The organism is Chitinophagales bacterium (genome assembly GCA_041392475.1).
Classification (GTDB): domain Bacteria; phylum Bacteroidota; class Bacteroidia; order Chitinophagales; family UBA2359; genus JAUHXA01.
On sequence record JAWKLZ010000001.1, the window covers coordinates 3,259,591 to 3,283,440 of the forward strand.

Consider the following 23,850-nt stretch of genomic DNA (forward strand, 5'->3'; position numbering starts at 1 on the left):
TTGATGCTTTTGTGGTTTAAAAATCAAAGTCTTGCCAATGGAACATTCCGATTTATCGGAAAAAAAACACAAGGTGTCAGTGTTTACTGACTAAAAAACAAGAATTACCCTAATAAAATACCCTTATTTGGCTAATTTTACCCCTCTATTTCATTTAGATTTTAATTTTCATTCCCCTGTGGCAAGACCAAAAAACACAACAAGCGGCAAAAAAAAAGCGGGCGCAAAAGAAACGCCCTTGATGAAACAATACAATACCATCAAGAAAAAATACCCTGATGCGATATTGCTGTTTCGAGTCGGCGATTTTTATGAAACCTTCGGTCCCGATGCCGTCACTACGGCAGCCGTACTCGGCATCACCCTCACCAAACGCCACAACGGGGCTGCCTCCGAAATAGAACTTGCAGGTTTTCCGCACCACGCACTCGACACCTACCTCCCCAAGCTGGTCAGAGCAGGTTATCGAGCAGCCATCTGTGAACAGTTGGAAGACCCCAAAATGACCAAAACTTTGGTGAAAAGAGGCGTAACTGAATTGGTTACACCAGGCGTAGCCCTCAGCGATAAAATACTGAACCACAAGACCAACAACTACTTGGCAGCCGTTCACTTCTCCAAACGCACCATCGGACTATCCTTTGCGGACATATCGACAGGCGAATTTTTGGTGACACAGGGCAATGCAGATTACATTGACAAACTACTGCAAAGTTTTCAACCCTCCGAAGTCATCTATTCCAAAAACCATTTGGAGGACTTCAAAGAATATTTCGGTGATAAATTTTACACCTATCCACTTGAAGATTGGGTATTTGCGCCCGATTTTACCCGTGAATTGCTCCTGCGGCATTTTCAGACCCAAACCCTCAAAGGTTTTGGCGTAGAAGGATTGGACATCGGCAATGTGGCAGCAGGTTCGATCATCCATTATCTCGGCACGACCGAACACGCCAACTTGCAGCATTTCACCGCATTGGGGCGATTGAAGCAAGACAAATACGTGTGGCTCGACCGTTTCACCATCCGCAATCTCGAACTACTTGAAAACCCTCATGATAGTGGTACACCTCTCATAAAAGTGCTCGACCAAACCATTTCTCCAATGGGTTCACGCCTCCTCCGCAAGTGGATTGTACTGCCATTGAAGGACATACGAGCCATCGGCAATCGGCACAGCATGGTCGAGTATTTCATGCAGCAAGAGGAATTTAAGGATAAAATGATTCAGCAGATTCAGCAAATTGGTGACATCGAACGCTTGATAGCCAAAGTGCCGATGGGCAAAATCACCCCTCGCCAAGTTGCCCAATTGAAGAAGGCCCTCTTTGCGATTGAGCCGATTCAAAAAATGTGTGAGGAAGCCTCCAATGAGATTCTGAACCGAATGGGTGAACAACTCAATCCCTGCAAAATCATCCGCAGCAAAATCGAAAAGGAACTCATTGAAGAACCTCCTGTGGCACTCAACAAAGGCAGTGTGATTCGAGAAGGCGTTTCAGAAGAATTGGACGAATTGAGGCGATTGACCAAAACCAGCAAAGATTTTCTATTGGAAATCCAACAGCGGGAAATTGAAAATACGGGCATTACTTCACTCAAAATCAGCTTCAACAATGTATTTGGCTACTACCTCGAAGTCCGAAACCGCTTCAAAAGCCAAGTTCCAAAAGAATGGATTCGCAAGCAAACGCTGGTCAGTTCTGAACGCTACATCACCCAAGAATTGAAGGAATACGAGGAAAAAATATTGGGGGCAGAAGAAAAAATATTGGAAATTGAAAGCCAATTGTTTGAAGCATTGGTGGCAAGCCTCAACACTTATATTCGCCCGATTCAACTCAATGCTGCTTTGATTGCTCAATTGGATTGTTTGCTTTCTTTCGCTCGTGCTGCAATCCGAAACAACTACTTCAAACCCCAAATCAACGACAGTCTCATCCTCGACATCAAAGCAGGACGGCATCCTGTGATTGAGCAGCAAATGAAAATTGGAGAAGAATACGTACCCAACGACATTTATTTGGACAGCGATAGTCATCAATTACTCATCGTTACGGGGCCGAATATGGCGGGAAAATCGGCTTTGTTGCGGCAGGCGGCGCTGATAGTAATCATGGCGCAAATGGGCAGTTTTGTTCCCGCAGCGGTTGCCAAATTGGGGATTACCGACAAAGTTTTCACAAGAGTAGGTGCTTCGGACAATATCAGTTCGGGTGAGTCGACCTTCATGGTAGAGATGAACGAAACGGCAAGCATTATGAACAACATTTCGGAACGCAGCTTGATTTTGCTGGACGAAATTGGAAGAGGAACAAGCACTTACGATGGCATTTCAATTGCTTGGGCATTGGCAGAATACCTTCACAACCATCCCAAAGCACAACCCAAAACGCTTTTTGCAACCCACTACCACGAACTGACCGAACTCTCCAACAAATTCGAGCGCATCAAAAATTTCCACATTTCGACCAAAGAGATTGGCAACAAGGTGATTTTCTTGCGGAAGTTGGTGCCTGGTGGCGCATTGCGGAGTTTTGGTATTCACGTTGCCCAAATGGCGGGAATGCCCAAGCAGATTTTGAAGCGGGCAAACGAGATTCTGGCACAATTGGAAGACAAGGGTTTGGCTTCTGACCAAATCAGTACACAATTGAAGCAAATGCCCGAAGCATCGCCCTATCAATTGAGCATTTTTGAGGTAAACAATCCCAAAATGCAAAAGGTGGAGGCTTTGTTGTCAAAAATTGATGTGAATACGCTTACACCAATTGAAGCATTGTTGAAGTTGAACGAGTTGAAGCAAGCATTGGAGCAAGAAGATTGATTTTATTTTTTACCTAATTCTTTCATTTCCTTCTCCAATTCCAGCTTCAAATTGGGATAATCGGTAATCACTGCATCCACTCCCATTTCCAACAACCGCTGAATATCCGCCAATTCATTGACCGTCCATGTAATCAACAAAATACCTTTTTGATGGACTTTTTTCAACAATTCAGGCGTAATTTTTTTGTAATAAGGTGCATATACATTGGGTAAAAAACCAAGTTCCTGTAGATTCCATTCCAAACTTTTGTCATTGTCCACCAAAAGTGAAAGTGGCAAACTCGGATTGATTTGCTTGAAGGCTTGCACGATTCGCACATCAAAAGACTGCACCAAAACTCTTCCTGCAATATTTGTGGCAATGATTAAATCATACACCAATTGGGCAAATTCGGCAGGAGGTGGTTGAAAAATGAAATCTCCTTCTTCTCCTTCTGTTTTCACTTCAATGTTGTAAAACACTTTAGGCAGTTGGTGTTGTGCTACATATTGGTCACATACTTCAATGACTTCCTTCAACAAAGGTTTGTAAGCAGGGAAGGTTTGCTGCTGCGGAAATTTTGGATTTTGTCGCCGTCCACAGTCGTATTGTCGAATCCGATTGTAGGTCATATCATACAATCGGAGGCTCTTTTCTTCTGTTTCCAAAACAGGTTCACCATTCGGCTTAGAACAATATAGGTGTGAAAACCATCCTTCGTGTGACACAACAACTTGCTGATCATTGCTGATGACAACATCGAGCTCAAAGGTGGTTACACCATATTCCAACGACTTCAAAAAGGCAGGAACCGTATTTTCAGGCATCAAACCCCTTGCCCCTCGATGACTTTGAAAGGTGAATTGATTCATATATGTTTTGCTTTTATTTTTTTGAAGTTCTTAATCATGGAGCAAAATTGATAATTAATATGGTAATTTAAAAGTGTTATTTTTGTTCAAATAAATCAATGTACCATGAAAAAATATTATCAAATAATTTCCCTTATTGTAAACATCTATCTTTTTAGCGCTTGCAGCTCACAAATTGTTCCCGACCGTGATATATTCATAAAAGACGGAGAAACAGCACCGACCATAAAATTACACAAATACAAATCGGTGCAAGAACGCCCCAATCAAAACCCCAATTTGGCAGTAGCTTTGGCCATATCAGGTGGTGGTTCGAGGGCCTCCAATTTTGGAATTGGAGTCATGTTGGGTTTAGAGCAAATCATTCAGGAAAATGGCAACAATGTTTTGCAGGAAATAGACTACCTATCCACTGTGTCAGGTGGCGGATTTGCAGGAGGAGCATACATCAATTCTCTTTTTGAACATTACTACACGAAAAATGACAAAAAATACGAATTGAATCAATATGTAAACCAACGAATAAAAGAAGATTTGGAGCATTCTTTTATGGGTTCAGTTTTGAAGAACTACCTCAACCCCAAAATCTGGTTCACCTTTGCAGATGATGGCGACATTCTCGAAAGAACGATTGACAATACGGTATTAGGCTACAAGAGGCATAAAACAAATGCCAATTTGCGCGAAATGCCACAGCGAAGCATTACATTGGGCGATTTGTTTGTGGCCAAAACCGATACGAGCCACAAGGTCCTGTTTCCGATGATGTTTGCCAATGGTGCAATTATGGGAAAAATGGCGATTTTTCCTTTTTCACCCGACATTTTACACACCTACCAAATCAATGGCGTTACCCACCGATTGAAGAAAATTCATCCAATTGACCCTTATGATGTACCGTTATCGGTAGGAATCAAGGCTAGTGGTAGCTTTCCTGTGCTGATTTCAAACACTACTTTGATTAGCCGCTACAATCCCAAATTTAAGTACCTGCATATTGTAGATGGCGGTTTGGCAGACAATTATGGCTACCAAACCGCATTGGACATATTGAAGCAAGACAAAGTGGCTCAAAAAAAGGTGATGCTCATCATTGATGCCAACAATGACGGCATGACCAAAACTTTTTCTAAAGTGCAAAGTGGTACAAATATGTTCAAAGTCTTTGCCACATTACCCTACAGTGGCTTGAGTGCAAAAACGGCTACTTTGAAGCCCGAAGTTTTTGCAGAAAGCAGTGTCGTAGAAGTTGAACCCATTTTTCTTAGCTTCAATGTGCTGTTAGACAACAATGAAGTGCTTCCTCCCGAAAAAATTGACGTAAAAAAAGAACAAAAACGCCTTATTTATCAACTGACAACCAACATGAACAACATTTCCAAAAAGGATTTGCAGATTCTCTACGAACTCCTGACAAATGTTGGCACAAAATATACAATTACCCAAGATGAACAGGATTTGTTGTTGTTGGCAGGTCAAAAAATTGTGTTGATGCAAAAGGACAATATATTGGGCGTTTTGAAGGGCAAAGAATCAGAAGATAAAGAGGAGGAGGAATAATAGTGGATGCTTCGATGGTGTGAGAAAAAACTTTTTCATTTGCTTCAATAGTAAACTTCACAGAACCATGTTTTTATGTGTCATTGCTAAAAAAGAATAAAAAAATACTAAAAAAAATAGTTGAAATGGAACTAATCAGCCCTTCAAAAGGTTGTACTATATGAAAGCCGCAAGGTACTACAAACAACAATTAAACATCTATCAATCAACAAAAAACAAATAAAATGACACAACAAATACACAACTCAAAACATCCTCCTTTACTTCAATGAAAAATGCCATTAATTTTAGCAAATATTACATCCTACACTATTGAAGTAAATTACAATCCCACTGCAAATTCATACATTTTTCAACTTGAATTTGTAGGTTAAATTTGAAATTTCAAAAGTTTCCCATGTATTAAGTTTCATTAGCAACATATCAACTTCGGTGTTTCACCGCAGCAAACGGTAAAGTTCGACATACTTCACCACACACCAACGACAATCAGCATCTTCCGCTTCGGCTGCCTTAAATTTTAGGCTGTTGTTCGCTGAGAATGACATAGCACACAAAATTCAGCCTAAAATTTTAGGCAGCCGTGTTACAGATGCCTACAGCATTGCTGTCAGTCCTAAGCAAGTTTAGTAATGAAATTTTGAAAGTTAATTTTTTAGTGTAAATTTGTTTCGTTCTTTGATTTTAGAATAAACCGATTGTTTATCAATCAAAAAATAATTTCGTTAGCATTGTAAAAGCTGCGGTGTTTCGCCGTAGTAAGCAGTAAAGTTTGACATACTTCACTGAACACCAACGACAATCAGCGTCTTCTACTATGGGGGCCGTATTTCGACACCCCTCCACGCTGAATAGGCTGTTGCCCACTATGGTAGAATAGAAATACGGCCCCCATAGTGCCAGCCGCCTACAGTATTGCTGTCAGTCCTCAGCAAGTTAGTAACGAAATTTTTAATTTTTATTAAGGTAAAGAAGGTTTTTGTTAGCATCACAAACTGCGATGATTCGTCGCAGTCACAGTAAAGCTTTCCATACTTCACCGAAAGCCAACGACAATCAGCGTCTATAAGGTACTACGTACCTATTAGAACCTCTTACACGCTGAATAGACGTTGCCCACTTCATCACTTGCGAATAGGTACGTAGTACCTGATAGCCGCCTACAGTATTGGCTCCAGTCCTCAGCCAGTTTAGTAATCAAAACCTTTCTTTTTATTGAAGCAAGAAGCAGGATGTAAGAGGCAGGAAAAATCCTACTTCTTGTTTCTTACATCTTACTTCACAATAAAATGGTTTCTGTTAGCATCAATAAAACGCCTAAGGCGATTCGCCTTAGCAGCAGTAAAGTTCAACATACTTCACTGAACACCAACGACAATCAGCGTCTTCCACATTGGTAGGCCTTGGTTTGCAACTTTCTACGCTGAATAAGCGTGGCTCACGCCAATTATGTAAACCAAGGCCTACCAATGCTACAGCCGCCTACAGTATTGCTGTCAGTCCTCAGCAAGTTTAGTAACAGAAATTTTATGGCTGAATGGCTATATGGTTAAACTGTTTTTCACAATTCAGTCATATAACAATTCAATAATTTCAACAGGTTAGTGGCAAATAACCGTTTTATATTTTTAGGTTTTTCAGGCTCGCAAGTGGTTGGCTTGCGAGCTTTTATAAAAAACATCAAAAATCGTTCTCATGCAAGCAAACACAGAACTTTTACATACATTTCCCAAAACCACCCAAGAAGTCCAAGCAGCAGCGACCTATTTGGAAGCCGCACCGCTTGCCGAAAATCATTGGCAGGTCATCAAGGGGTTTTACAAACAATTAGAAGCCAATCCCAATGTGGAATTGCTCACCTTGTTAATCAACAAGTTGGACAAGGCTAAATTTTCAGAATTGAAGGACAAATATCCTACAAAAGCAACTCTGGGCTATATGAAACGCCGAGTCAATCGGTTTCTGCGAACGGCTGCAAAGAACAATTCACAGTTGTATTTTGACATTTGCAGTCACCTTCTCGAAAACCAGAAAGAAGAAATTGACCTTGTTAATCAATGGGTCATGATGAAAATTCTCTTTGGAACATCCAAACAATTCGAGCAAAAACGCCACGGCAGAGGAGCTTTCGTATTTTTGGAAGACAAAAAAAGTACTGCAAGAATCGAAAGTGGCGCACCTCAAATTTGGGCGGATAATCCAGATTTTTTAGTGGAGTTATTGCAGCAAAAAGACTTGCATTCAGTTGTTTATGCCTTCGCTGCAAAAACACTTTCTGCAAATCGAGTAGAAATTCCTGATTTGAGTCAAACCCAACTAAAAACCTTTTTTGAATCCGATTCGATTTGGCTTCAAGTCATTGCTGCAAAACAAGCCTACCAACAATTCAAAAACGGGCAACTGCAAGACCCTCAACTCTTAGCCAATACCTACTTTTATTCTCCCGCCAATATTCGACAAACATTTTTTGGAGAAATCAAACAAATGATAGAAGGCCAATCCAACACCGACACCCCTGCTGCAAATAATTCTTGGTTTGGAAAATTGGTGCGTTCTGCATTGGGAATCAACCAATCACCTCAATCATCGAAACCCAAAGACACCCACAATTGGTACCAAACTTTTACAGCAAACATAGCTCATATTTTCTTTAGCAAAATGGAGACAACTGTTTCCAAACGCCGATTGAAGGATATGATGGATTTGACGCTTCAACTCAAAGAATATGTGTCATTTACCATCATCAACAAACACATCAAAGCCATTTTTGAAGCAGAAGACGAACGTTTGCACGAATTGGCTTTTGAAGTCGCAGACCAGGTAACAGGCGGCAATATTTTGGTTTGGCTAACCGCTATTCCTTCCGAAAAAACGGGTATTAGTCAGCGTTTGCAAGACATTTTCATCCACAAAATGAACATCAACAACTTGACGTGGACAGAGATAGAAGGTTTCATACACAGCGAATTGTTTTCCATTGCAGATTTTGGATGGCATTTGGTGAGCAAATGGAATCAACAAGCCCGTTTCACGCAGCGATTTTGGGGGCGAAACTACTACAATTCCCAAAACACGCTCCCTTTGAAGCATTTCATACAGTCGCAATACGGCGTAGATTTGTTGTTGAAACACTCCAAAAATCAGTTGAATTGGGTACTTTGGTACAAGCCAACCTTTATTTTCATTTATAAAAATGCGCCTTCCAAACTCAAAGAAGCTTTCAAACCACTTTTTTATGAAAATGCAAGAGGACACAATTTTTTGGCTTGGCTACCATTCATTGCAGAATTGGAAAACGAAAGGGAGCAGATAATTCTAAATCTTCAAAACGGGGTACAAGAAAACCACCTATCTGCTTATAGTTTCATTTATTCTTTGGTAACTGACAATGAATGGGTTAAAAATATTTCATGGAAATTTTTAGTCAACAAATGCCTCAACGAAACCAAATTCACCGAACTCCTTACCGTCAATCTTCAAAACGTTGATATAGATACATCTAAGAAGTTCATTGAATTGATGATGAATACAGATAATGAAAAAGTAAAAAACCTTTTCTTTGATATATTGCCTACAATTATTGAAGGCAAACCCGAATTAATCAATCGTTTGATACCAATTTTTGAATATGTAGTTGACTTGCTGAATCAAAATACAGCATTGGATTTAATCAAAACCGTTGCAGCAACGGAATGGACTTCAATCCGTTCTCATTTGGTAAAATTCGTGGAGAAAAACCCTTCAATATGGTCGCAAATTTTGGCTGCAATTCCCAACGAAACAACGACAACGCTTCAAAACCGCACGATTGAAGACAGTGAAATGCTTCAATTGTTCTTCAAAACCAACAACATAGACGTGTTGGATTACCACCAACCAATATTTGCCAAAATGCTGTACGAATGGATTCAACAACACTTGGATTTGTTCACTTCAAATTCGGATGCACTCTTCAAAACGGTCATTCACAAAGACCCAAAAATCAGAAAATGGGGTTTTGAACAAGCCGATAAGGTAGGTATCACGATTCCGTTTGCGCTCCGAATGATGGAAGCTGGGCTTCCCGAAACGTTCCACAAAGGCAAACAGTATTTTGAAAATGTGCCGATGGGGGATAAAGATGAAGTAGAATATGTATTGGCTTTGTGCGACAGTCCGCAAGGTGTGGTTCGTGGATATGGAATTGAATACTTTGAAGCCCGCAAAGAAAATTTGAAGAAAAACGACATTGCAGTGGCTTCGCTTGCAGAACATACGGATGTAAGGATTCAAGAATTTGTAGCGCAAACTTTGGCAGACAAGAAAGATGCAAAAGAAGAATTTGTCCAATATTTCGACAATTCGGTGTTGAGAAGCCGCAACAAAGGGCGTAAGGTCAAGGAGTTGGTCAAATCTCGCCTACAAGAGGTGGATTCTAAAAATTTGGATAAAAAAACACTCATGGAATTGGCTCGAAGCCGAAACACACAGGATAGAGAATGGGCGATTGAACAATTGACGAAGTTGGCTTTGGCAGGGGAAGAAGTCGAGGGGTTTGGGGTTTCTTAAAATTCAATTATCAACTTCAAAACTCCGTTAGAGCCTGCTCCGATTACTCGGAGAGTACAATATTTGTAGAAATGTAATCCGAGGAAATGATCAACTCCATAGGAGTTGAATCCAAACTACATTGGCTAATTGCTTTTGGGTTGAACTCCTAACGGAGTTCTGTCATTGCTTTCTACGTTTTCTACAAATATTGAAGTCATACGGACTTGAAAAATTAAAAATCCAAAGTAACAATTCAGCAATAAATCAATATAAAAAATGCAAATAACACAATCTTACGCAAAACCAAGTACGGCAACTTCTGACAAGCAAGGCATGCACTTCAATTTGTCGCCCGAATTGTCGAGACCGCCCGTATCGCTTCATGCAATGATTCACAACAGTTTGGCTTATGGAAAAATCATGTTGGCATTGCGTGAAATTGTGACAGGCGATTGGCGTTCCAAAATCAAAGATTACACCCAATACCAAGAATGGGTCTATCAAGAATACCTCAAAGAAGTACCGAATCACTACGGACACATTGAAGCCGAAAAGGTGCAATTGTTGGGTGAGAAGAATATTTTGAAGGGGAAAATAGACGAAGTGAACAAGGTTTTGCAGCCTATTCGCAAGGCAATGCAGGAAGTGAGGTATAAATACTACGATTATCTCCGCAAATACGACAAAGAAAAATGGTATGCGTATGACCCTGTTATCAGTGTACATCCCGATTGTGTGATTTTTGAAGCCTTTTCGCTGGACGAGTCGAGTTATGGGCGAGTAAGCGTGCCTGTCGAAAATTTGGAGATGTATGGGGAGGTGAAATACGGCACAACCAACATTGATTTTAGTCAGGGATTGGCGGATGAAATTTACCGAGTGCGTTCTTACCGAGCGGCTTGGCTCAAAGTGGCTTATGATCAGGTACAATTGTCGACTAGTGCGGGCAGTCGTGTGGAAAAGAAAATTGACCTACCCGAATCTTGGGTGCGGGGTTTTCTGCAAGTTCAATCGGCTTCAACGATGCCTGGCACGGATTTGAGCATTTCGTCGGCTACGATGAATGAAATCTTGTCGGTTTTGGAGCAAAAAAAGGAAAAAGAAAGTCCTCGTTCGATTCGTTTTGTGCTGAAAAAAGGGGAAAAACCAAAAATTATAATTGACCCGTGGGGTATTGAGATTCAAGAACATGAATTTACCTACAAGGGCGATATGGAAGGCGAAGTGCGAATTTGGGGACGCAGGCGTTTGATGGTTTTGAAGTCGCTTTTGGCATATTCTGACAGTGTTCAAGTGAAATTGTTGGGAACGGGAATGCCGCATTATTGGTCGGTAACGATTGACGGACACCGTTTTGATGTGGGCTTGTCGGGCTGGACTTCAAATGACTGGTCGCAAAAAGGCAATTTCGACCTTTTGGCTGCTACTTCTAAGCCGAAAGAAGTGGATGTGAAAAACATTGAAAAGGCTTTGGTTCAAAAATTGGCGGGAACACCTACCGAATTTGCGGCTTGGGTTTCACTTCCGCAACAAACGGCTGCTGCTGCCCTGCAAGAGCTTTGTAAGAATGGTCAAGCGATGTATGATCACCTCACCGAAACCTATCGTTGGCGAAAACTACTCCCGAAAGAGATTGTGGTGGAAGAGCCTGAGGAGGACAAACGATTGAATTTTGCCATCAGTTTGATGAAGGAGGATAAGGTGACTATCGTGGAAAAAATAACGGATGATAAAAAGGTGACGGAGTATAAAGCTGAGGTTGTCAGCGATAAAGCGGACAAAGTCTTCAAACCTGTGGTGCGTGTCGATGCGGATGGACGGGTGAAATATGCGGAGTGTACTTGTGGATTTTTTCGCCGTAACAAACTGCGTCAAGGGCCTTGCGCTCATATCATGGCGGCTACTTTGAAGGGGGCGAGGAGTTGAACAAATCAAATTAAAATCTCAAATACAAATTCAATTTATAGACGTATGAAAGGGCGAATTTACCTTCCTTGATATAGGGGGAGTGTGTCAAAAATGGGTGGTTTTTAAGTGAAACTTTGTCAACGGTCGCAGACCTTGACAATAGTTGAACAATAAAACTGTTCTTGCCCTTTCATACGTTTTTATTAAAGTCCTTTTTTTCAGGCTTTTTTAAATCGGTAAGAATGGTTGTTTTTAAGCCAAATTCATTGAGTCGTTTTTCGAGTTTTTTAGTGAGTTTCATTTTTCTGTAGGCATACTGTTTGCCCATTGAATCTTCAATTCCATGTTTTTCAACCATTTGTTCTGTTAAATCTATACACCTTAAAAGATAGGCTATAACTGCAATTTGGTCTTCCTTTTTTGCATCCATTGTATATTTTTTTGATATTGAAATTTGATTCTTATTGATTTTATTCACAAATGATTACTAAGTTACTGCAAAAACATGTATAAATCAATTTATTGCAGTAGCAAATTCAAATGAGATTCTTGCAGAATGACAGATTTGCGAGTTTTTTTTGCAGCAATAAAAACGTTATCAAAAGTTTTTACAAAAAGCAACACCTGGAAGCCCAAAAAGCGTTCAATCAAAAAACACATTTAAACAAACAACCAAATTCCATCATACAACATGAAAGACACATCAACACAAAATCGCACCGCCAAACTCATCATGGTGACTCCGAGCAACAACAATAAGTTTTACGAAATGCAGGAAAATGGCGATGGAACTTTTACCGTCACCTATGGCCGAGTCGGTAGTCGTGGCACGGTTCAGCGCTATCCATCTACTCAATGGAATCGTCGGTACAACGAAAAAGTACGAAAGGGCTACAAAGACCAAACGCATCTGTTTGCAGTGGCTGGAACGGGTGAGCCGAAATTGGAGTTGGTGGATGTGGATGATGAAATGGTGCAGAGGTTGATTACCGAATTGATGGCGTATGCGACCAAATCTATTCGTCACAACTATATGGTGTCTGCCGAACAGGTGACGCAGCGACAAGTGGAGGAAGCACAAACTTTGCTGGATAGTTTGGTGGCGCAGTTGAAAACGGGTTTGTTTATGCTGAAGGATGCAAGCCAAACTGAACGCAATACGCAGCGATTCAACAGTGTTTTGTTGGAATTGTATCAGGTGATTCCTCGAAAAATGACCAAAGTGGGTGAACATTTGATTGTGCGACCTTCGAGCTATGCGGATTTGGATGTGGTCAAAGAAAAGTTGGTAGAAGAACAAGCGACTTTGGATGTTATGCGTGGACAGGTGAAAATGAGCAGTTTGGAGGCGGAAAACAAAGTGGAGAAGAAAGAACTGAACTTGTTGGAGGCAATGGGATTGCAGATTGAATCAGTGACGGATGTGGTTACAATTGATTTGATTAAGAACAAAATGGGATCCAATGTTGGGCAGTTCTCCAAAGCTTTTGCGGTCAAAAATCTCAAAACACAAAGGGCTTTTGACGATTGGCTCGGAACGAAAAACAACCAACAAAAGAAGCTGTTTTGGCATGGTAGCCGCAATGAGAATTGGCTGTCGATTCTGGAAACGGGTTTGGTACTTCGTCCTGCAAATGCGGTGGTGACGGGTAAGATGTTTGGTTATGGCACTTACTTTGCCGACAAATTCCAAAAATCACTGAATTACACTTCTTTGCGAGGTTCGTACTGGGCGAAAGGCACGCAGTCAAAAGGTTTTTTGGCTTTGTTTGATGTGCATACGGGCAATCAGTTTCACCTCCAAAAACATGAGCCTTGGTGCTATGAATTGAATGAAATCAATTTGAAGAAAAAGGGCGCACAATACGATTCTCTTTTTGCGGAAGGCGGTGCAGATTTGGTGAACAATGAGTACATTGTTTACAACGAAAAACAGTGTACGGTGCGGTATTTGGTGGAGGTGATTTAGGATTGTGTTAATGTTTTTGTGTGTTAAGGTATTAATGTGCTCATTTTGACTTAATTCCTTTGTTCCATTTGCATTGCTGTGAATCCGCCCCAACAATCAATATATTGATAGCCAATTAATTGAATATTTTTAAATACGTCATTCTACTATGAACCCAACAACCTTAAAACTCCTCACTGAATCGGCAATCAAAGAAGCTGCCGAATACCTCATGACCCTCAACAACGAAACGAGCACTTTGGAGGTCAAGAACCACCTTCGTAGCAAAGGTTTTTCTGCCTCACAATCAGAAGTATCGCAAGGCATGAACGATATTTGGACTGCCAATAAAAACACATGGGCATTCAAACAATTGGGTGCATACAAGTTGTATTACCTCACAAGCGATACCAACAAATCCATTCATGCCTATCTCGAAAAAGGGGATGATTTTTGGGCGATAGCTGCAAAGGACAAATCTTTCACCATTGAAGTAGGAAAGGTGGGCGAAACAGGTGTTTTTGAAGAAAAAAACTACGATACGAATCGAAAAATGGCCTTTGTCGCAGAGTCTTTGCTCGAAGTTCAAGAGCAAAAAGGTTTTGTGGAGGCAAAGGATTCGAGGTTGCCTTTGAAGGTTCGCCAACAGTTTGCGCCTTACTTCCATCAGAAAATGACGGGCTGCAAAATGGGCTTTTTTGAAGCGGAAAAGTTGGTCAAACAAAAGGCTACTTTTGAAGTCGGTGGACAGCAAATTGAAGGGTATTTGCTGCTGACCAAAAGTGCGGGTTATAGCTTCAATTGGAGCTTGCCGAAGGATTTGGAGGTAGTGAAGCAGGTTTTGAAGGCAAAGAAATGGGATGCGCTGCAATTGGGTTTTGAGGAGGCGAAGTTGTTGGGGGAGAAGGTAAAAGATGCGAAAGTTTTTGATTCGGAAGGAACTGAATTGAAGGATGGAACATACAAAATATTGGCGAAACAGACTGCAATGGAGACGCAGGCGATTTTGGTGGACAACCAACATTTGTACCAAATTGAGTGTTTTTTTGAAGGGGGCGAACGGGCGGTGTTGAGTAAATTTCAGATGGATTTGGAGGGGGAAATGTTGCCTTTGGTGAATAGATTCCTGTAGAGACGTTTTATCAAAACGTCTTAAAATGAAAGTATATTTGTATTTTTAAATGAATTCGACCTGTGCCTTTAAGTTTTTGACAAGTTCTTGGAGCATGAAAGAGGGATTTGACCCTTCTTGATTGTAGTAAAAAAAGGGAAAAGAGGCGTTAAGAACAGATTGCTGTTTGAAGATGGAGCGAAGCAGAATCAAGTTTCAAGCTGTTTAGCCTCTTTTTTCTTTTTTTGCGTGAAGCAATCAAGTCAGGTCTTGATTTTTGGTTCTTTTTATCAAGAAAAAGAACAGGCAAAAGTACCTACACCAATACAAGAAATAGTATTTATTTTTTAATGGCACAGCCTGAATGAATTCGACAATACACAATTCAAAACCCTCCACAACAAGATTTGAAAAAAAAAAAATCTCGCTTCGCTCGATTCTTTCCGCACTCGACAAAGACCATTTCTGATGCTTATGCTTTGCTCGCTGTTGGCTGCTAGCGCTTGCCAACGCTTGCAAGCAACGCTCAAAAATGGGCAGCTCAAAAAATTAGAAGAAGCCAAGAAGGGCTGCCTTTAGAACTGTGGCAACGCAAGACGCAAGCCGAGATTGAAGTAATCGTACAGATTGAAGTAGCGAAAAGCGACACGGCAACCGTAGGGATCGTAGCGCCACGAACCGCCACGAACCACACGACGACTTGTAGTTCCATCTATCCAAGCACTTCCATCCTCTGGTGCACCCTCATAGTTATTATGCCAACGGTCTTCGCAATACTCCCTAACATTGCCACTCATATCATAAATCCCCAATTGATTCGGCTGCTTCAATCCAACAGGTTTTGTTTCTAGATGACTGTTTTCGCCATACCAAGCAAATTTATTCAATTCATTCCCTCCTGCATACAGATAGTCCTTTTCCCAATAAATTCCTCCACGAGCTGCATATTCCCATTCTGCTTCGGTCGGCAATCGGAAGTTTTTGCCGCTTATGTCATTCAGCTTTTGAATAAAAACTTGGCAGTCCTTCCAACTTACCATCTCCACAGGTCTGTTTTTGCCTTTGAACCAAGAAGGATTTTTCCCCATCGTCCACTCGTAGAGGGCTTGGGTCACAGGAAATTTGCCTATCCAAAAGGTAGGAACACTTACCTCGTGTACTGGTTTTTCATTGTCACGCCCTTCATTGCTGCCCATCCTGAATGTGCTGCCTATCACTTCAATGAGTTCGATGTCGAAGGTTTCGCCAGTGGGTTTTTGGAGGGAGAGGGTTTGTGTTTTTGGGAGTGTCATTTATTTGTATTTTAGGCGTAGAGGTACAATTTTTCTGCGATTTGCTTGATGATGTTTTGTTAGACGTTTTAATAAAACGTCTCTACTCTTCTTTCATCAACTGACTCGTTTCGGCAGCCCTTTGAGCAGGCACGATGGAAGCCAAGACCGAAATCACCATCACGGTCACAAACACCAACACAAAATCACCGATTCGCATACTGACAGGATAAGCGTCAATCAAAAAAGAAGCCCCTTGCAGTTTGATGACTTCAAAATGTTGTTGTATCAAACAAATCACCGTTGCCAATGTGCCGCCAATGATGGCACCGCTCAGGGAGAGCATTACCCCTTCCATAAAAAACACCTGCCGCACAAAGTTTTTGGTCGCCCCCATTGCCTTCAAAATGCCGATGTCGTGTTTCTTTTCGATGACCAACATAGACAGCGAACCAATGATATTGAATGAAGCCACAATCAGGATGAAGGAAAGGATGAGATAGACGACCCATTTTTCGGCGGTCATGATTTTGTAGAGCGTTTCATCTTGTTCGTAGCGGTCTTTCACATCAAAACCTTCACCCAAAATCGCGACTATTTGTTTTTTGACATGGGCGGCTTGTGCCTCATCTTTCAGCGCAATTTCGATGGCACTTACCTCCTTGTCGTAGTTGAGCAGCGAGCGCATAAAACGCATTGGCACAATGGCATAGCGGGAATCGAAGTCTTGCTGAATCGCAAAAACGGCGGAAGGGTAAATGATTTCTTGTTTGAAGGCTGTTTCGGGACGCATTTGGCTCACCTTCACATCTCGCTTGGGCATATACACTTTGATGGGAGTGAACTCATTGTGGATATTAACTCCCAAAATATTCTGCACGCCCAAGCCCAAAACGGCATAATCAATCGTTCCGTCTTCTAAGATAAAACTACCGTCAATCAATGAAGTGTCGACTTGCGAAACTTGGGTGAAATGGTCATCTACTCCCTTCAATCGGGCAATGAAATTGTTTTCTTCTCGGTACTGCAATAGGGCATTTTCCTCCAATACCATCGAAACGGCAGCGACTTGCGGCAATGCTTCGATTTGCAGCACTTTGGAACTGTCTGGCACAAAAACTTTTCCTTCTTGTGGGGTTATTTTGATGTGCGGATTGAAGGTGTTGTAGAGCGATGTCACCAAATCTTCAAAACCATTGAAGACCGATAAAACCAATATCAAAGCCATTGTGCCTACAATCATACCCATGACCGATACCGACGAAATGACGTTGATGGCATTCGTTGATTTTTTGGAGATTAAATAGCGTTTGGCTATGTGAAAGGCTAAATTCATCGTTGATTGCAGATTTTTTGGATGACGCAGATTTCGCAGATGGCACAAGGATTATTCCTCTTCATCGCTATCTTCTCTTTCTGGCTGTATGTCCAGACTGTCAAGAAGTTGGTCCATTTTGTAAACTTCGTCGAGCGTATCGTCGAGGTAAAACTCCAAAGTGGGAATATGGCGCACTTTGTTGCGGATTTGATTACCCAACAATCGGCGAAGACCATGTTCATTTTCGGTAATCATCGTCACCACATCCTCTTTGTCTTGTATGTTGTAAACGCTCAAATAAATTCGAGCTACGGACAAATCGGGTGTGAGGCGCACTTGTGTAATCGTTACAAAAGCATTGCTGTAAATATTGCGTCCTTCTTTGATGAAAATGTCACTCAAAGCCCGCTTGATTAAACTTGCTACTTGTTGTTGTCTTATCGCACTCATGGTTTTTTGGGATTAAGTTTGGTGATACAAAAGTAGGCAAAAAACGCTTTCAGCCCCAATAATGTTTGCCATCGTGGAAAATCTTCGTCTCATCATTGCCAATCGTGTATAAAATCACCCTTCCAACCAATCGAAAATCCTTGACAATTTCAGACGACACCTTCAATTTTTTGCCCTCATAATAGGCCTGCAAACGTCCATCCGAATCAATATAAACGACAATCCCATCATCAATAGCTACATATTCAGGTTGATATGCCTCCATTGAGACTTTTTTTCCCTCGTCAAACACATAAAAGTAACCCAAATCGTCCACATAGGTTAATGTATTGTTCTTCAAAGCTTGAAACCTTGGAAAACTGGAAGTTAACTTCTGAACTTTCCCCTTCCAATACACCATGAGTGCATCAAATTCATCTACGAAAATGACCATTTTAGCTCCTACACGATAAACTCTGGGATGGAAATCGACTATCTCCTTCAACCCTCCGTTATCATTACACATCAATTTTCCCGTTTCATCCACAAATACCACAAAATTATCTCCTGTATGATATTCAAAAGAATACAAACAAAATATTTTTAGTTTATCGTTTCTTTTGGTTTTCCCTAAAAATTCATTGGGGTCAGTTAGAAGGTAATTCCTATAATCCAGAAATTTTGAGCGAAATCGCATGCCATCGTCTGTAAGCAGCGCATCTTTAGCACTAAAAACTCTTGAAAGCATTAGCCCTGTTGACTTAGGTTCTTTAAACAACTTTGCATTTTTTGATTTTGCAGAATTGACAAAACCATCACGCTCTCCCAATTCCATTTTCGGTGCAAATACATTTTCAAAATGGGTTTTAGTAGGCTGATTGTAAACTTCAACGATCTCACCTTCATGAAAAATGTGTATCACATCGCTGGAATCCTTGAAACTCACTGAATTTGAACTCACTATACACTTTACCGCCTCTGGTAATTCATGTATTTCTCCCTTATAAAAAACATTCACATCTCCACTATTATCCTTAAAAATCAATATGCTATCTTGCACTGCAAAACTTCCGTTGTCTATATCAAGCGAAAGCAATTCTTCTTCCTCTCCATAGATTACCTTCAATATTCCCCCTTCTTCACCTTCTACTACTGCCATCAAATATTGAGTAGGATAGTACCAAATATTTTCAGCATTACTCAAAACTTGTGTTTCTTGGTATGAATATTTTTTCCTTTGACCAATATTGTCTTTATACAACACATAGTCCCCTCCAACCTGCACCTCACTCACCTCCTCATGCTCCAAATCATGAATCTTTCCATTGTCAAAAACCTTAAACCGTCCCTGGCTATCTACATAAGGAGCAATGTTTTGAGCATCCATTGAAGCGGTGAAAACTACCATTGTAATACAAAAAAAGCCGAATTGAAGGACGATTCTATTTTTCATTTTCTCTTTCATTTTCTTTTTTTATGAAACGCTTTTCCATCTGCTACAATCAGAGCCACCATCTAAAAAATCAGCTCTACTTGTGCCATCTGCGAAATCAGCGCAATCCAAAAAATCTGCAATTTTACCCCGAATAGTGATTCCCATCGTGGAAAATCTTCGTTTCGTCATTGCCAATCGTGTATAAAATCACCCTTCCAACCAATCGAAAATCCTTGACAATTTCAGACGACACCTTCAATTTTTTGCCCTCATAATAGGCCTGCAAACGCCCGTCTAAATCCAAATAAGCCACAATTCCATTAAAAACTTCAATTTTTTTCGGTTGATAGGTTTCCAACACTTGATTTTTGCCTTTGTCAAATACATTCAAGTATCCTCTATCGTCCACATACGCCAAGGTATTGTCTTCAATTGCTTGAAATTTAGGCGGTCTGGGACACAATTCTTTCACACTTCCCTTCCAGTACACCTGATATTTGCCCCCATCATCCACAAAAGCCGCTATTTTATCCCCTGCAATGTAGTCCTTAGGCACAAATTCGGTAAGTGTTGTCAGTTCGCCCTCATCATAGGCCATCAACTTATCCATTTCATTGACAAACACCACAAAATTATCGCCCACATGGTACTGATATTCATCATCTTTGAAAGCAGGTTCTCGATGCGAAACCTCTTCAATTGCTCCCTCATGAAATATCAAAAAACTGCCCGAAGGATCAATGTATGCCACCGAATTGCAGCCTACCTTAAAATTGTCAGCATTGGGAAAACGCCCCGTCAATTCCTCTGTATCACCTTTGTAATAAACACTCAAATATTTGTCAATATCTATAAAAACCAGTACACTATCCCCCACTGCAAAACCATCTCTTTGTAAATCAATGGTCAATAATTCCTCCTCATCCCCATACCTGACCTTCAATATTTCTCCCTTCAATCCTTCCACCACACCCATAAAATACTGCGTAGGGTAAAATTTAATCTTTTGATCGTCCGTAATATGCTCTATTTCACCAGCCGCATACCGTTTGGTTTGTTTGATATTGTCTTTATACACCACATAGTCACCTCCAATGTGAACTTCTGATATTTCCTCGTGTTCTAAATCCTGTATTTTGCCATTGTCAAACACCTTAAACCGTCCATGTTTATCCACAAAAGTGGCAATATTTTGAGCACTCATTGAAGTGTCAAGCCACAACAATGAAAATAAAATAAAAAGTAGCAATTGAAGCGAATACTTATTGTCCATTTGGAATAGTATTTGATTATGAATAACAGTTAATTACGTTTTCAATATCTACTTTCTTTTTGGAAAATGCAAGTCCATTCCTCAAATTGCATAAGTTTTTCTAATTTTAAGCGGTTTTTCTTATATTGCAATCAAACAAATAAGTATCTCTAACAGAAATGATAAATCTAAAGAATTTAAAATCGCTTTTTATTGTAGAAGACGAGGAAGGGCAAGGATCTAAAACTCCCGTTGAAGAGAAAAAAGACGAGCCAAAGCAGGAAGTCAATCAAGAAACGACTAAAAAACCTGAAGAGGATTCAAAAACTTCGCCTCAAAATAATAAACAAAAAGTGTCTGATATGCCTCCACCTCCAACGCCCAAAAAGCCCGTTGTCAGCGAGAAATACTACACCATGTTGATGAAGGCGATTGAAATGAACAATCTGGAAGGTTTCGATTATTTGGAGTTCAAACATTCACTTACTGCCTTGAAAAACATTCCCATAGATGAACCTACCAAGTTTCAAACAGCTTTTGCAACGGCTTCCACAATGGGATTGACCAAACAAAAATTGGTGGAATCTGCTGATTTCTATAAAAAAGTATTGGAGAAAGAGAAAGACAGTTTTAGGAATGAACTTCAAAAGCACATTGGCGAAAGATTACACAAAAACGAAGCACGTACAACAGATTTGGCACAAATGATTCAGCAAAAGTCGGAGCAAATCAAAAAATTGACCCAAGAAATCAGCCAAAATCAAGCAGAGTTGGACAAAACACGCCAACAAATTGAAGAATTGAAAGAAAAAGTACAAGAAGAAAGAGATAGTTTTGTAGGCACTTACGACCATTTATTTGCTCAAATGGACAAAGATGTTGAAAACATCAATAAATATTTGGACTAAAAAATCCAAACCCTGTTTTTTATTGTTAAAATTTTGAAAACAGGAAACTAATTTTATACAAAAATGGATTATAGTTAAAATGATTCTTGTTCGGTAATCTATCAGCATATCCATTTGCCATTACCGATTTTTAATAAACCGAAAAATATAAAATAAACACTCATAAACCGACATTTTTATGCAAGAGATAAAAGCAAAGTCTTTCTGGAAAAGACCAGAGGGAAAAACAGGAGCGTTGTTTGGTGCAGCAATACTTGGAGCAGGTGCTTATGGTTTGTATTTATTCTTACCAGCCATCATCGCCTTGCTGCAAAATACCATTACAGCAGCTTTATTGATTGGTGTATTAGCCGTTATGGTCTATGTGGTCGTTGACCCAAGATTTCGCAACCTACTTTGGTATGGTTACAAGAGCATTATGCGTTTCATTACAGGAATTTTTGTGCAGATTGATCCCATAGGAATCATCGAATCCTATATGGAAGACCTTCGCAACAACCTCCGAAAAATGGGGAAACAAATCTCCAATCTGAGAGGGGAAATGCGAAAACTCAAAACCATGATGGACAAAAACCGCACGATGATGGAACAAAACCTTGCTTTGGCGAGTCGGGCTAAAGACAAAGGCATGGACAACATCATGGTCTTGAAGTCCAGAAAAGCAGGCCGTTTGCGTGATTCTAACTTCAAACTCAATGACCTCTACAAAAAAATGGAAGTCATGTATCGAGTCTTGACCAAAATGTATGAAACTTCTGAAATCCTATTGGAAGACGTACAAGATGAAGTTGAACTGAAAAAACGAGAGCGTGAAGCCATCCGCACAAGTCATTCTGCCATGAAATCCGCCATGAACATCATTGCAGGAGATAAAGACAAGCGAATGATGTTTGACCAAGCAATGGAAGCCATTGCAGACGATGTCGGACGAAAAGTTGGAGAAATGGAGCGTTTCATGGAAATTTCTGACAACTTCATGGAATCCATTGACCTTCAAAACGGTGTCTTTGAAGAAAAGGGATTGGAAATGCTCGAAAAATGGGAAAAAGAAGGTACTTCTTTCCTATTGGGTGATGAGAAAAAGAATATCATCAAAGAAGTTGAACACGACAACATCACCATTGATTTGGATGCACCTGTTCAACCCAAAAAAGAGCGTGAGCAAGGACAAAAGGGTCAGTACAACGATTTATTCGATTTCTAAACAAATAATTATCAAGGCATAAAAGTCAGATTGAAGCAGATTTAATCTGGCTTTTGTGTTTCCATTAACCCCAACAAAACATCAAAACATGCCATCATCAACCATTTTTTCCAAATTCTTCACCCTTCTATTTGCTCTATCCATCATCCTCACAACAGGCTGTCAGCCAAAAGATAAGCCAACCACCGATACGCCAAAAGAAGAAACAACCAAAGTTAACAAAGACGACATCATCAAAGTACAAGCCTTCACTTGGGGCGGCTATGCAGGAGGTGAATACTTTAATGAAGGATTCAAACATTCTGCAGAATCCCGTTTTACCAAGGAATACGGCTTGAATGTAGACTTTGTATTGATAGATGATTTTGACGCTTCTCGAAGTGCGTGGAAAGCCGATGAAGTTCACTTGTTGGGAACAACCGCCGATGCACTGCCGACCGAAATGGAAGGATTGAAGCAGTACAATCCACAAATCGTCTTTCAAGTGGATTGGTCAAGAGGAGGAGATGCCATTGTGGGCCGCAAAGGAATCAAAAGCATCAAAGATTTGAAGGGAAAAACCGTTGCCGTCACGCCTTCGACTCCCTCCCAAACCTTTTTGATTTGGGCATTGGAAGAAGCGGGTATGACATCAGCCGACATCACCATTCAAGAAGTTCCTTCTGCCATTGACGCAGCGACTGCCTTCAAAAGCGGACGATTGGATGCTGCAGTGGTTTGGAGTCCCGATGATGAAATCATTGCGAGAGAAATGGAAGGCTCTACTGTTTTGAAAAGCACCCGTGAGGCAGGTCAAGTCATTGCAGATGTGTATATTGCCAAAAAATCTTGGATTGATGCCAATAGAGATAAAGTGAACAAACTTTACAAGGGTTTTATGATGGGTGCGGCTGAGGTCAATGCTTCGGAGGAAGCCAAACAAAAAGCGGCAAAAATCATGGCGGACGGTACAGGCATTTCGCAGGAAGACGCAATGGCAGGTATCAACAATGTTCGCTTAGCAACACATGGCGATAACCTCAATTTTTTTGGCAAAAATCCCGATTACAAAGGCATGACAGGTGAAGAACTCTATACCAAAATGGGAGAAACCTATCAAAAATTGGGTTTTGCAAAAGAAGGCTGGCTTCCTTGGCAGCAAATCTATTATCCTGGTGCAGTGACAACCGCAAATTTGACAGGTGATCAACACCTTGCAGAATAAGATTTCGGTATTACAAGACAAGACTTTTGAAGTTTATCCTTATAATGTATTGCAGTAATTGAAAATCAATACTTCTAATAAGAAAAACTTC

At 40.6% G+C, this 23,850-nt stretch carries 18 protein-coding genes; 10 read left to right on the forward strand and 8 right to left on the reverse strand.

Annotated features, from left to right (window positions below):
- Positions 1-178 precede the first annotated feature (178 nt).
- Positions 179-2,827, forward strand: a complete 2,649-nt coding sequence (mutS, locus tag R3E32_12140; protein MEZ4885472.1) for a DNA mismatch repair protein MutS — start codon at positions 179-181, stop codon at positions 2,825-2,827.
- A gap of 2 nt (positions 2,828-2,829) precedes the next feature.
- Here the strand turns inward: mutS and R3E32_12145 are convergent, their stop codons facing one another.
- The gene (locus R3E32_12145; protein MEZ4885473.1) at positions 2,830-3,681 is read right to left on the reverse strand and encodes a glycerophosphodiester phosphodiesterase family protein; all 852 of its coding nucleotides are present in this window, start codon (positions 3,679-3,681) and stop codon (positions 2,830-2,832) included.
- Positions 3,682-3,786: 105 nt separating this feature from the next.
- Between R3E32_12145 and R3E32_12150 the strand changes: the two genes are divergently transcribed.
- The 3 genes from R3E32_12150 to R3E32_12160 all read left to right on the forward strand — a co-directional run bounded on the left by R3E32_12150 (position 3,787) and on the right by R3E32_12160 (position 11,697).
- Complete coding sequence (locus R3E32_12150; GenBank protein ID MEZ4885474.1) at positions 3,787-5,241, forward strand: patatin-like phospholipase family protein; 1,455 nt, start codon at positions 3,787-3,789, stop codon at positions 5,239-5,241.
- Between the two features lie 1,695 nt (positions 5,242-6,936).
- On the forward strand, positions 6,937-9,789 hold the full coding sequence (locus R3E32_12155; protein MEZ4885475.1) for a hypothetical protein: 2,853 nt from the start codon (positions 6,937-6,939) through the stop codon (positions 9,787-9,789).
- Positions 9,790-10,047: 258 nt separating this feature from the next.
- Complete coding sequence (locus R3E32_12160) at positions 10,048-11,697, forward strand: SWIM zinc finger family protein (GenBank protein MEZ4885476.1); 1,650 nt, start codon at positions 10,048-10,050, stop codon at positions 11,695-11,697.
- Positions 11,698-11,869: 172 nt separating this feature from the next.
- Here R3E32_12160 and R3E32_12165 read toward each other — a convergent pair whose 3' ends face one another.
- The gene (locus R3E32_12165; protein ID MEZ4885477.1) at positions 11,870-12,109 is read right to left on the reverse strand and encodes a hypothetical protein; all 240 of its coding nucleotides are present in this window, start codon (positions 12,107-12,109) and stop codon (positions 11,870-11,872) included.
- 261 nt (positions 12,110-12,370) lie between these two features.
- On the opposite strand from R3E32_12165, the gene R3E32_12170 reads away from it, so the two are divergent.
- From R3E32_12170 to R3E32_12180, 3 genes are all read left to right on the forward strand, one after another.
- Positions 12,371-13,648, forward strand: a complete 1,278-nt coding sequence (locus R3E32_12170; GenBank protein ID MEZ4885478.1) for a WGR domain-containing protein — start codon at positions 12,371-12,373, stop codon at positions 13,646-13,648.
- A 148-nt stretch (positions 13,649-13,796) separates the two neighbouring features.
- Positions 13,797-14,759, forward strand: coding sequence for a hypothetical protein (locus R3E32_12175; protein MEZ4885479.1), 963 nt, complete (start codon positions 13,797-13,799; stop codon positions 14,757-14,759).
- Between the two features lie 117 nt (positions 14,760-14,876).
- Positions 14,877-15,089 (forward strand): hypothetical protein, encoded by a 213-nt coding sequence (locus tag R3E32_12180; GenBank protein MEZ4885480.1) that lies wholly within the window; start codon positions 14,877-14,879, stop codon positions 15,087-15,089.
- A gap of 224 nt (positions 15,090-15,313) precedes the next feature.
- On the opposite strand, the gene R3E32_12185 is transcribed toward R3E32_12180, so the two are convergent.
- The 6 genes from R3E32_12185 to R3E32_12210 form a co-directional block, all read right to left on the reverse strand.
- Complete coding sequence (locus R3E32_12185; GenBank protein MEZ4885481.1) at positions 15,314-16,030, reverse strand: formylglycine-generating enzyme family protein; 717 nt, start codon at positions 16,028-16,030, stop codon at positions 15,314-15,316.
- Positions 16,031-16,112: 82 nt separating this feature from the next.
- Positions 16,113-17,345 (reverse strand): FtsX-like permease family protein, encoded by a 1,233-nt coding sequence (locus R3E32_12190; GenBank protein MEZ4885482.1) that lies wholly within the window; start codon positions 17,343-17,345, stop codon positions 16,113-16,115.
- A 51-nt stretch (positions 17,346-17,396) separates the two neighbouring features.
- Positions 17,397-17,777 carry a 30S ribosome-binding factor RbfA gene (rbfA, locus tag R3E32_12195; GenBank protein ID MEZ4885483.1) on the reverse strand — a complete coding sequence of 127 codons (381 nt, stop codon included), beginning with the start codon at positions 17,775-17,777 and terminating at the stop codon, positions 17,397-17,399.
- 49 nt (positions 17,778-17,826) lie between these two features.
- Positions 17,827-19,209, reverse strand: a complete 1,383-nt coding sequence (locus R3E32_12200) for a hypothetical protein (protein ID MEZ4885484.1) — start codon at positions 19,207-19,209, stop codon at positions 17,827-17,829.
- 21 nt (positions 19,210-19,230) lie between these two features.
- Positions 19,231-19,356: a hypothetical protein gene (locus R3E32_12205; protein ID MEZ4885485.1), complete on the reverse strand. Its 126-nt coding sequence runs from the start codon at positions 19,354-19,356 to the stop codon at positions 19,231-19,233.
- Positions 19,334-20,464, reverse strand: coding sequence for a hypothetical protein (locus R3E32_12210; protein ID MEZ4885486.1), 1,131 nt, complete (start codon positions 20,462-20,464; stop codon positions 19,334-19,336). The genes R3E32_12205 and R3E32_12210 overlap by 23 nt, the downstream gene beginning before the upstream one ends.
- 158 nt (positions 20,465-20,622) lie before the next feature.
- On the opposite strand from R3E32_12210, the gene R3E32_12215 reads away from it, so the two are divergent.
- From R3E32_12215 to R3E32_12225, 3 genes are all read left to right on the forward strand, one after another.
- The gene (locus R3E32_12215; GenBank protein MEZ4885487.1) at positions 20,623-21,351 is read left to right on the forward strand and encodes a hypothetical protein; all 729 of its coding nucleotides are present in this window, start codon (positions 20,623-20,625) and stop codon (positions 21,349-21,351) included.
- A gap of 178 nt (positions 21,352-21,529) precedes the next feature.
- Positions 21,530-22,555: a hypothetical protein gene (locus R3E32_12220; GenBank protein ID MEZ4885488.1), complete on the forward strand. Its 1,026-nt coding sequence runs from the start codon at positions 21,530-21,532 to the stop codon at positions 22,553-22,555.
- Between the two features lie 88 nt (positions 22,556-22,643).
- Complete coding sequence (locus tag R3E32_12225; protein ID MEZ4885489.1) at positions 22,644-23,759, forward strand: ABC transporter substrate-binding protein; 1,116 nt, start codon at positions 22,644-22,646, stop codon at positions 23,757-23,759.
- Positions 23,760-23,850: the final 91 nt, after the last annotated feature.

Coding starts and splice junctions, on each gene's coding strand:
- R3E32_12145 (MEZ4885473.1), bottom strand. CDS start 3,681: ATGAATCAATTCACCTTTCAAAGTCATCGAGGGGCAAGGGGTTTGATG.
- R3E32_12150 (MEZ4885474.1), top strand. CDS start 3,787: ATGAAAAAATATTATCAAATAATTTCCCTTATTGTAAACATCTATCTT.
- R3E32_12155 (MEZ4885475.1), top strand. CDS start 6,937: ATGCAAGCAAACACAGAACTTTTACATACATTTCCCAAAACCACCCAA.
- R3E32_12160 (MEZ4885476.1), top strand. CDS start 10,048: ATGCAAATAACACAATCTTACGCAAAACCAAGTACGGCAACTTCTGAC.
- R3E32_12165 (MEZ4885477.1), bottom strand. CDS start 12,109: ATGGATGCAAAAAAGGAAGACCAAATTGCAGTTATAGCCTATCTTTTA.
- R3E32_12170 (MEZ4885478.1), top strand. CDS start 12,371: ATGAAAGACACATCAACACAAAATCGCACCGCCAAACTCATCATGGTG.
- R3E32_12175 (MEZ4885479.1), top strand. CDS start 13,797: ATGAACCCAACAACCTTAAAACTCCTCACTGAATCGGCAATCAAAGAA.
- R3E32_12185 (MEZ4885481.1), bottom strand. CDS start 16,030: ATGACACTCCCAAAAACACAAACCCTCTCCCTCCAAAAACCCACTGGC.
- R3E32_12190 (MEZ4885482.1), bottom strand. CDS start 17,345: ATGAATTTAGCCTTTCACATAGCCAAACGCTATTTAATCTCCAAAAAA.
- rbfA (MEZ4885483.1), bottom strand. CDS start 17,777: ATGAGTGCGATAAGACAACAACAAGTAGCAAGTTTAATCAAGCGGGCT.
- R3E32_12200 (MEZ4885484.1), bottom strand. CDS start 19,209: ATGAAAAATAGAATCGTCCTTCAATTCGGCTTTTTTTGTATTACAATG.
- R3E32_12205 (MEZ4885485.1), bottom strand. CDS start 19,356: ATGGGAATCACTATTCGGGGTAAAATTGCAGATTTTTTGGATTGCGCT.
- R3E32_12210 (MEZ4885486.1), bottom strand. CDS start 20,464: ATGGACAATAAGTATTCGCTTCAATTGCTACTTTTTATTTTATTTTCA.
- R3E32_12215 (MEZ4885487.1), top strand. CDS start 20,623: ATGATAAATCTAAAGAATTTAAAATCGCTTTTTATTGTAGAAGACGAG.
- R3E32_12220 (MEZ4885488.1), top strand. CDS start 21,530: ATGCAAGAGATAAAAGCAAAGTCTTTCTGGAAAAGACCAGAGGGAAAA.
- R3E32_12225 (MEZ4885489.1), top strand. CDS start 22,644: ATGCCATCATCAACCATTTTTTCCAAATTCTTCACCCTTCTATTTGCT.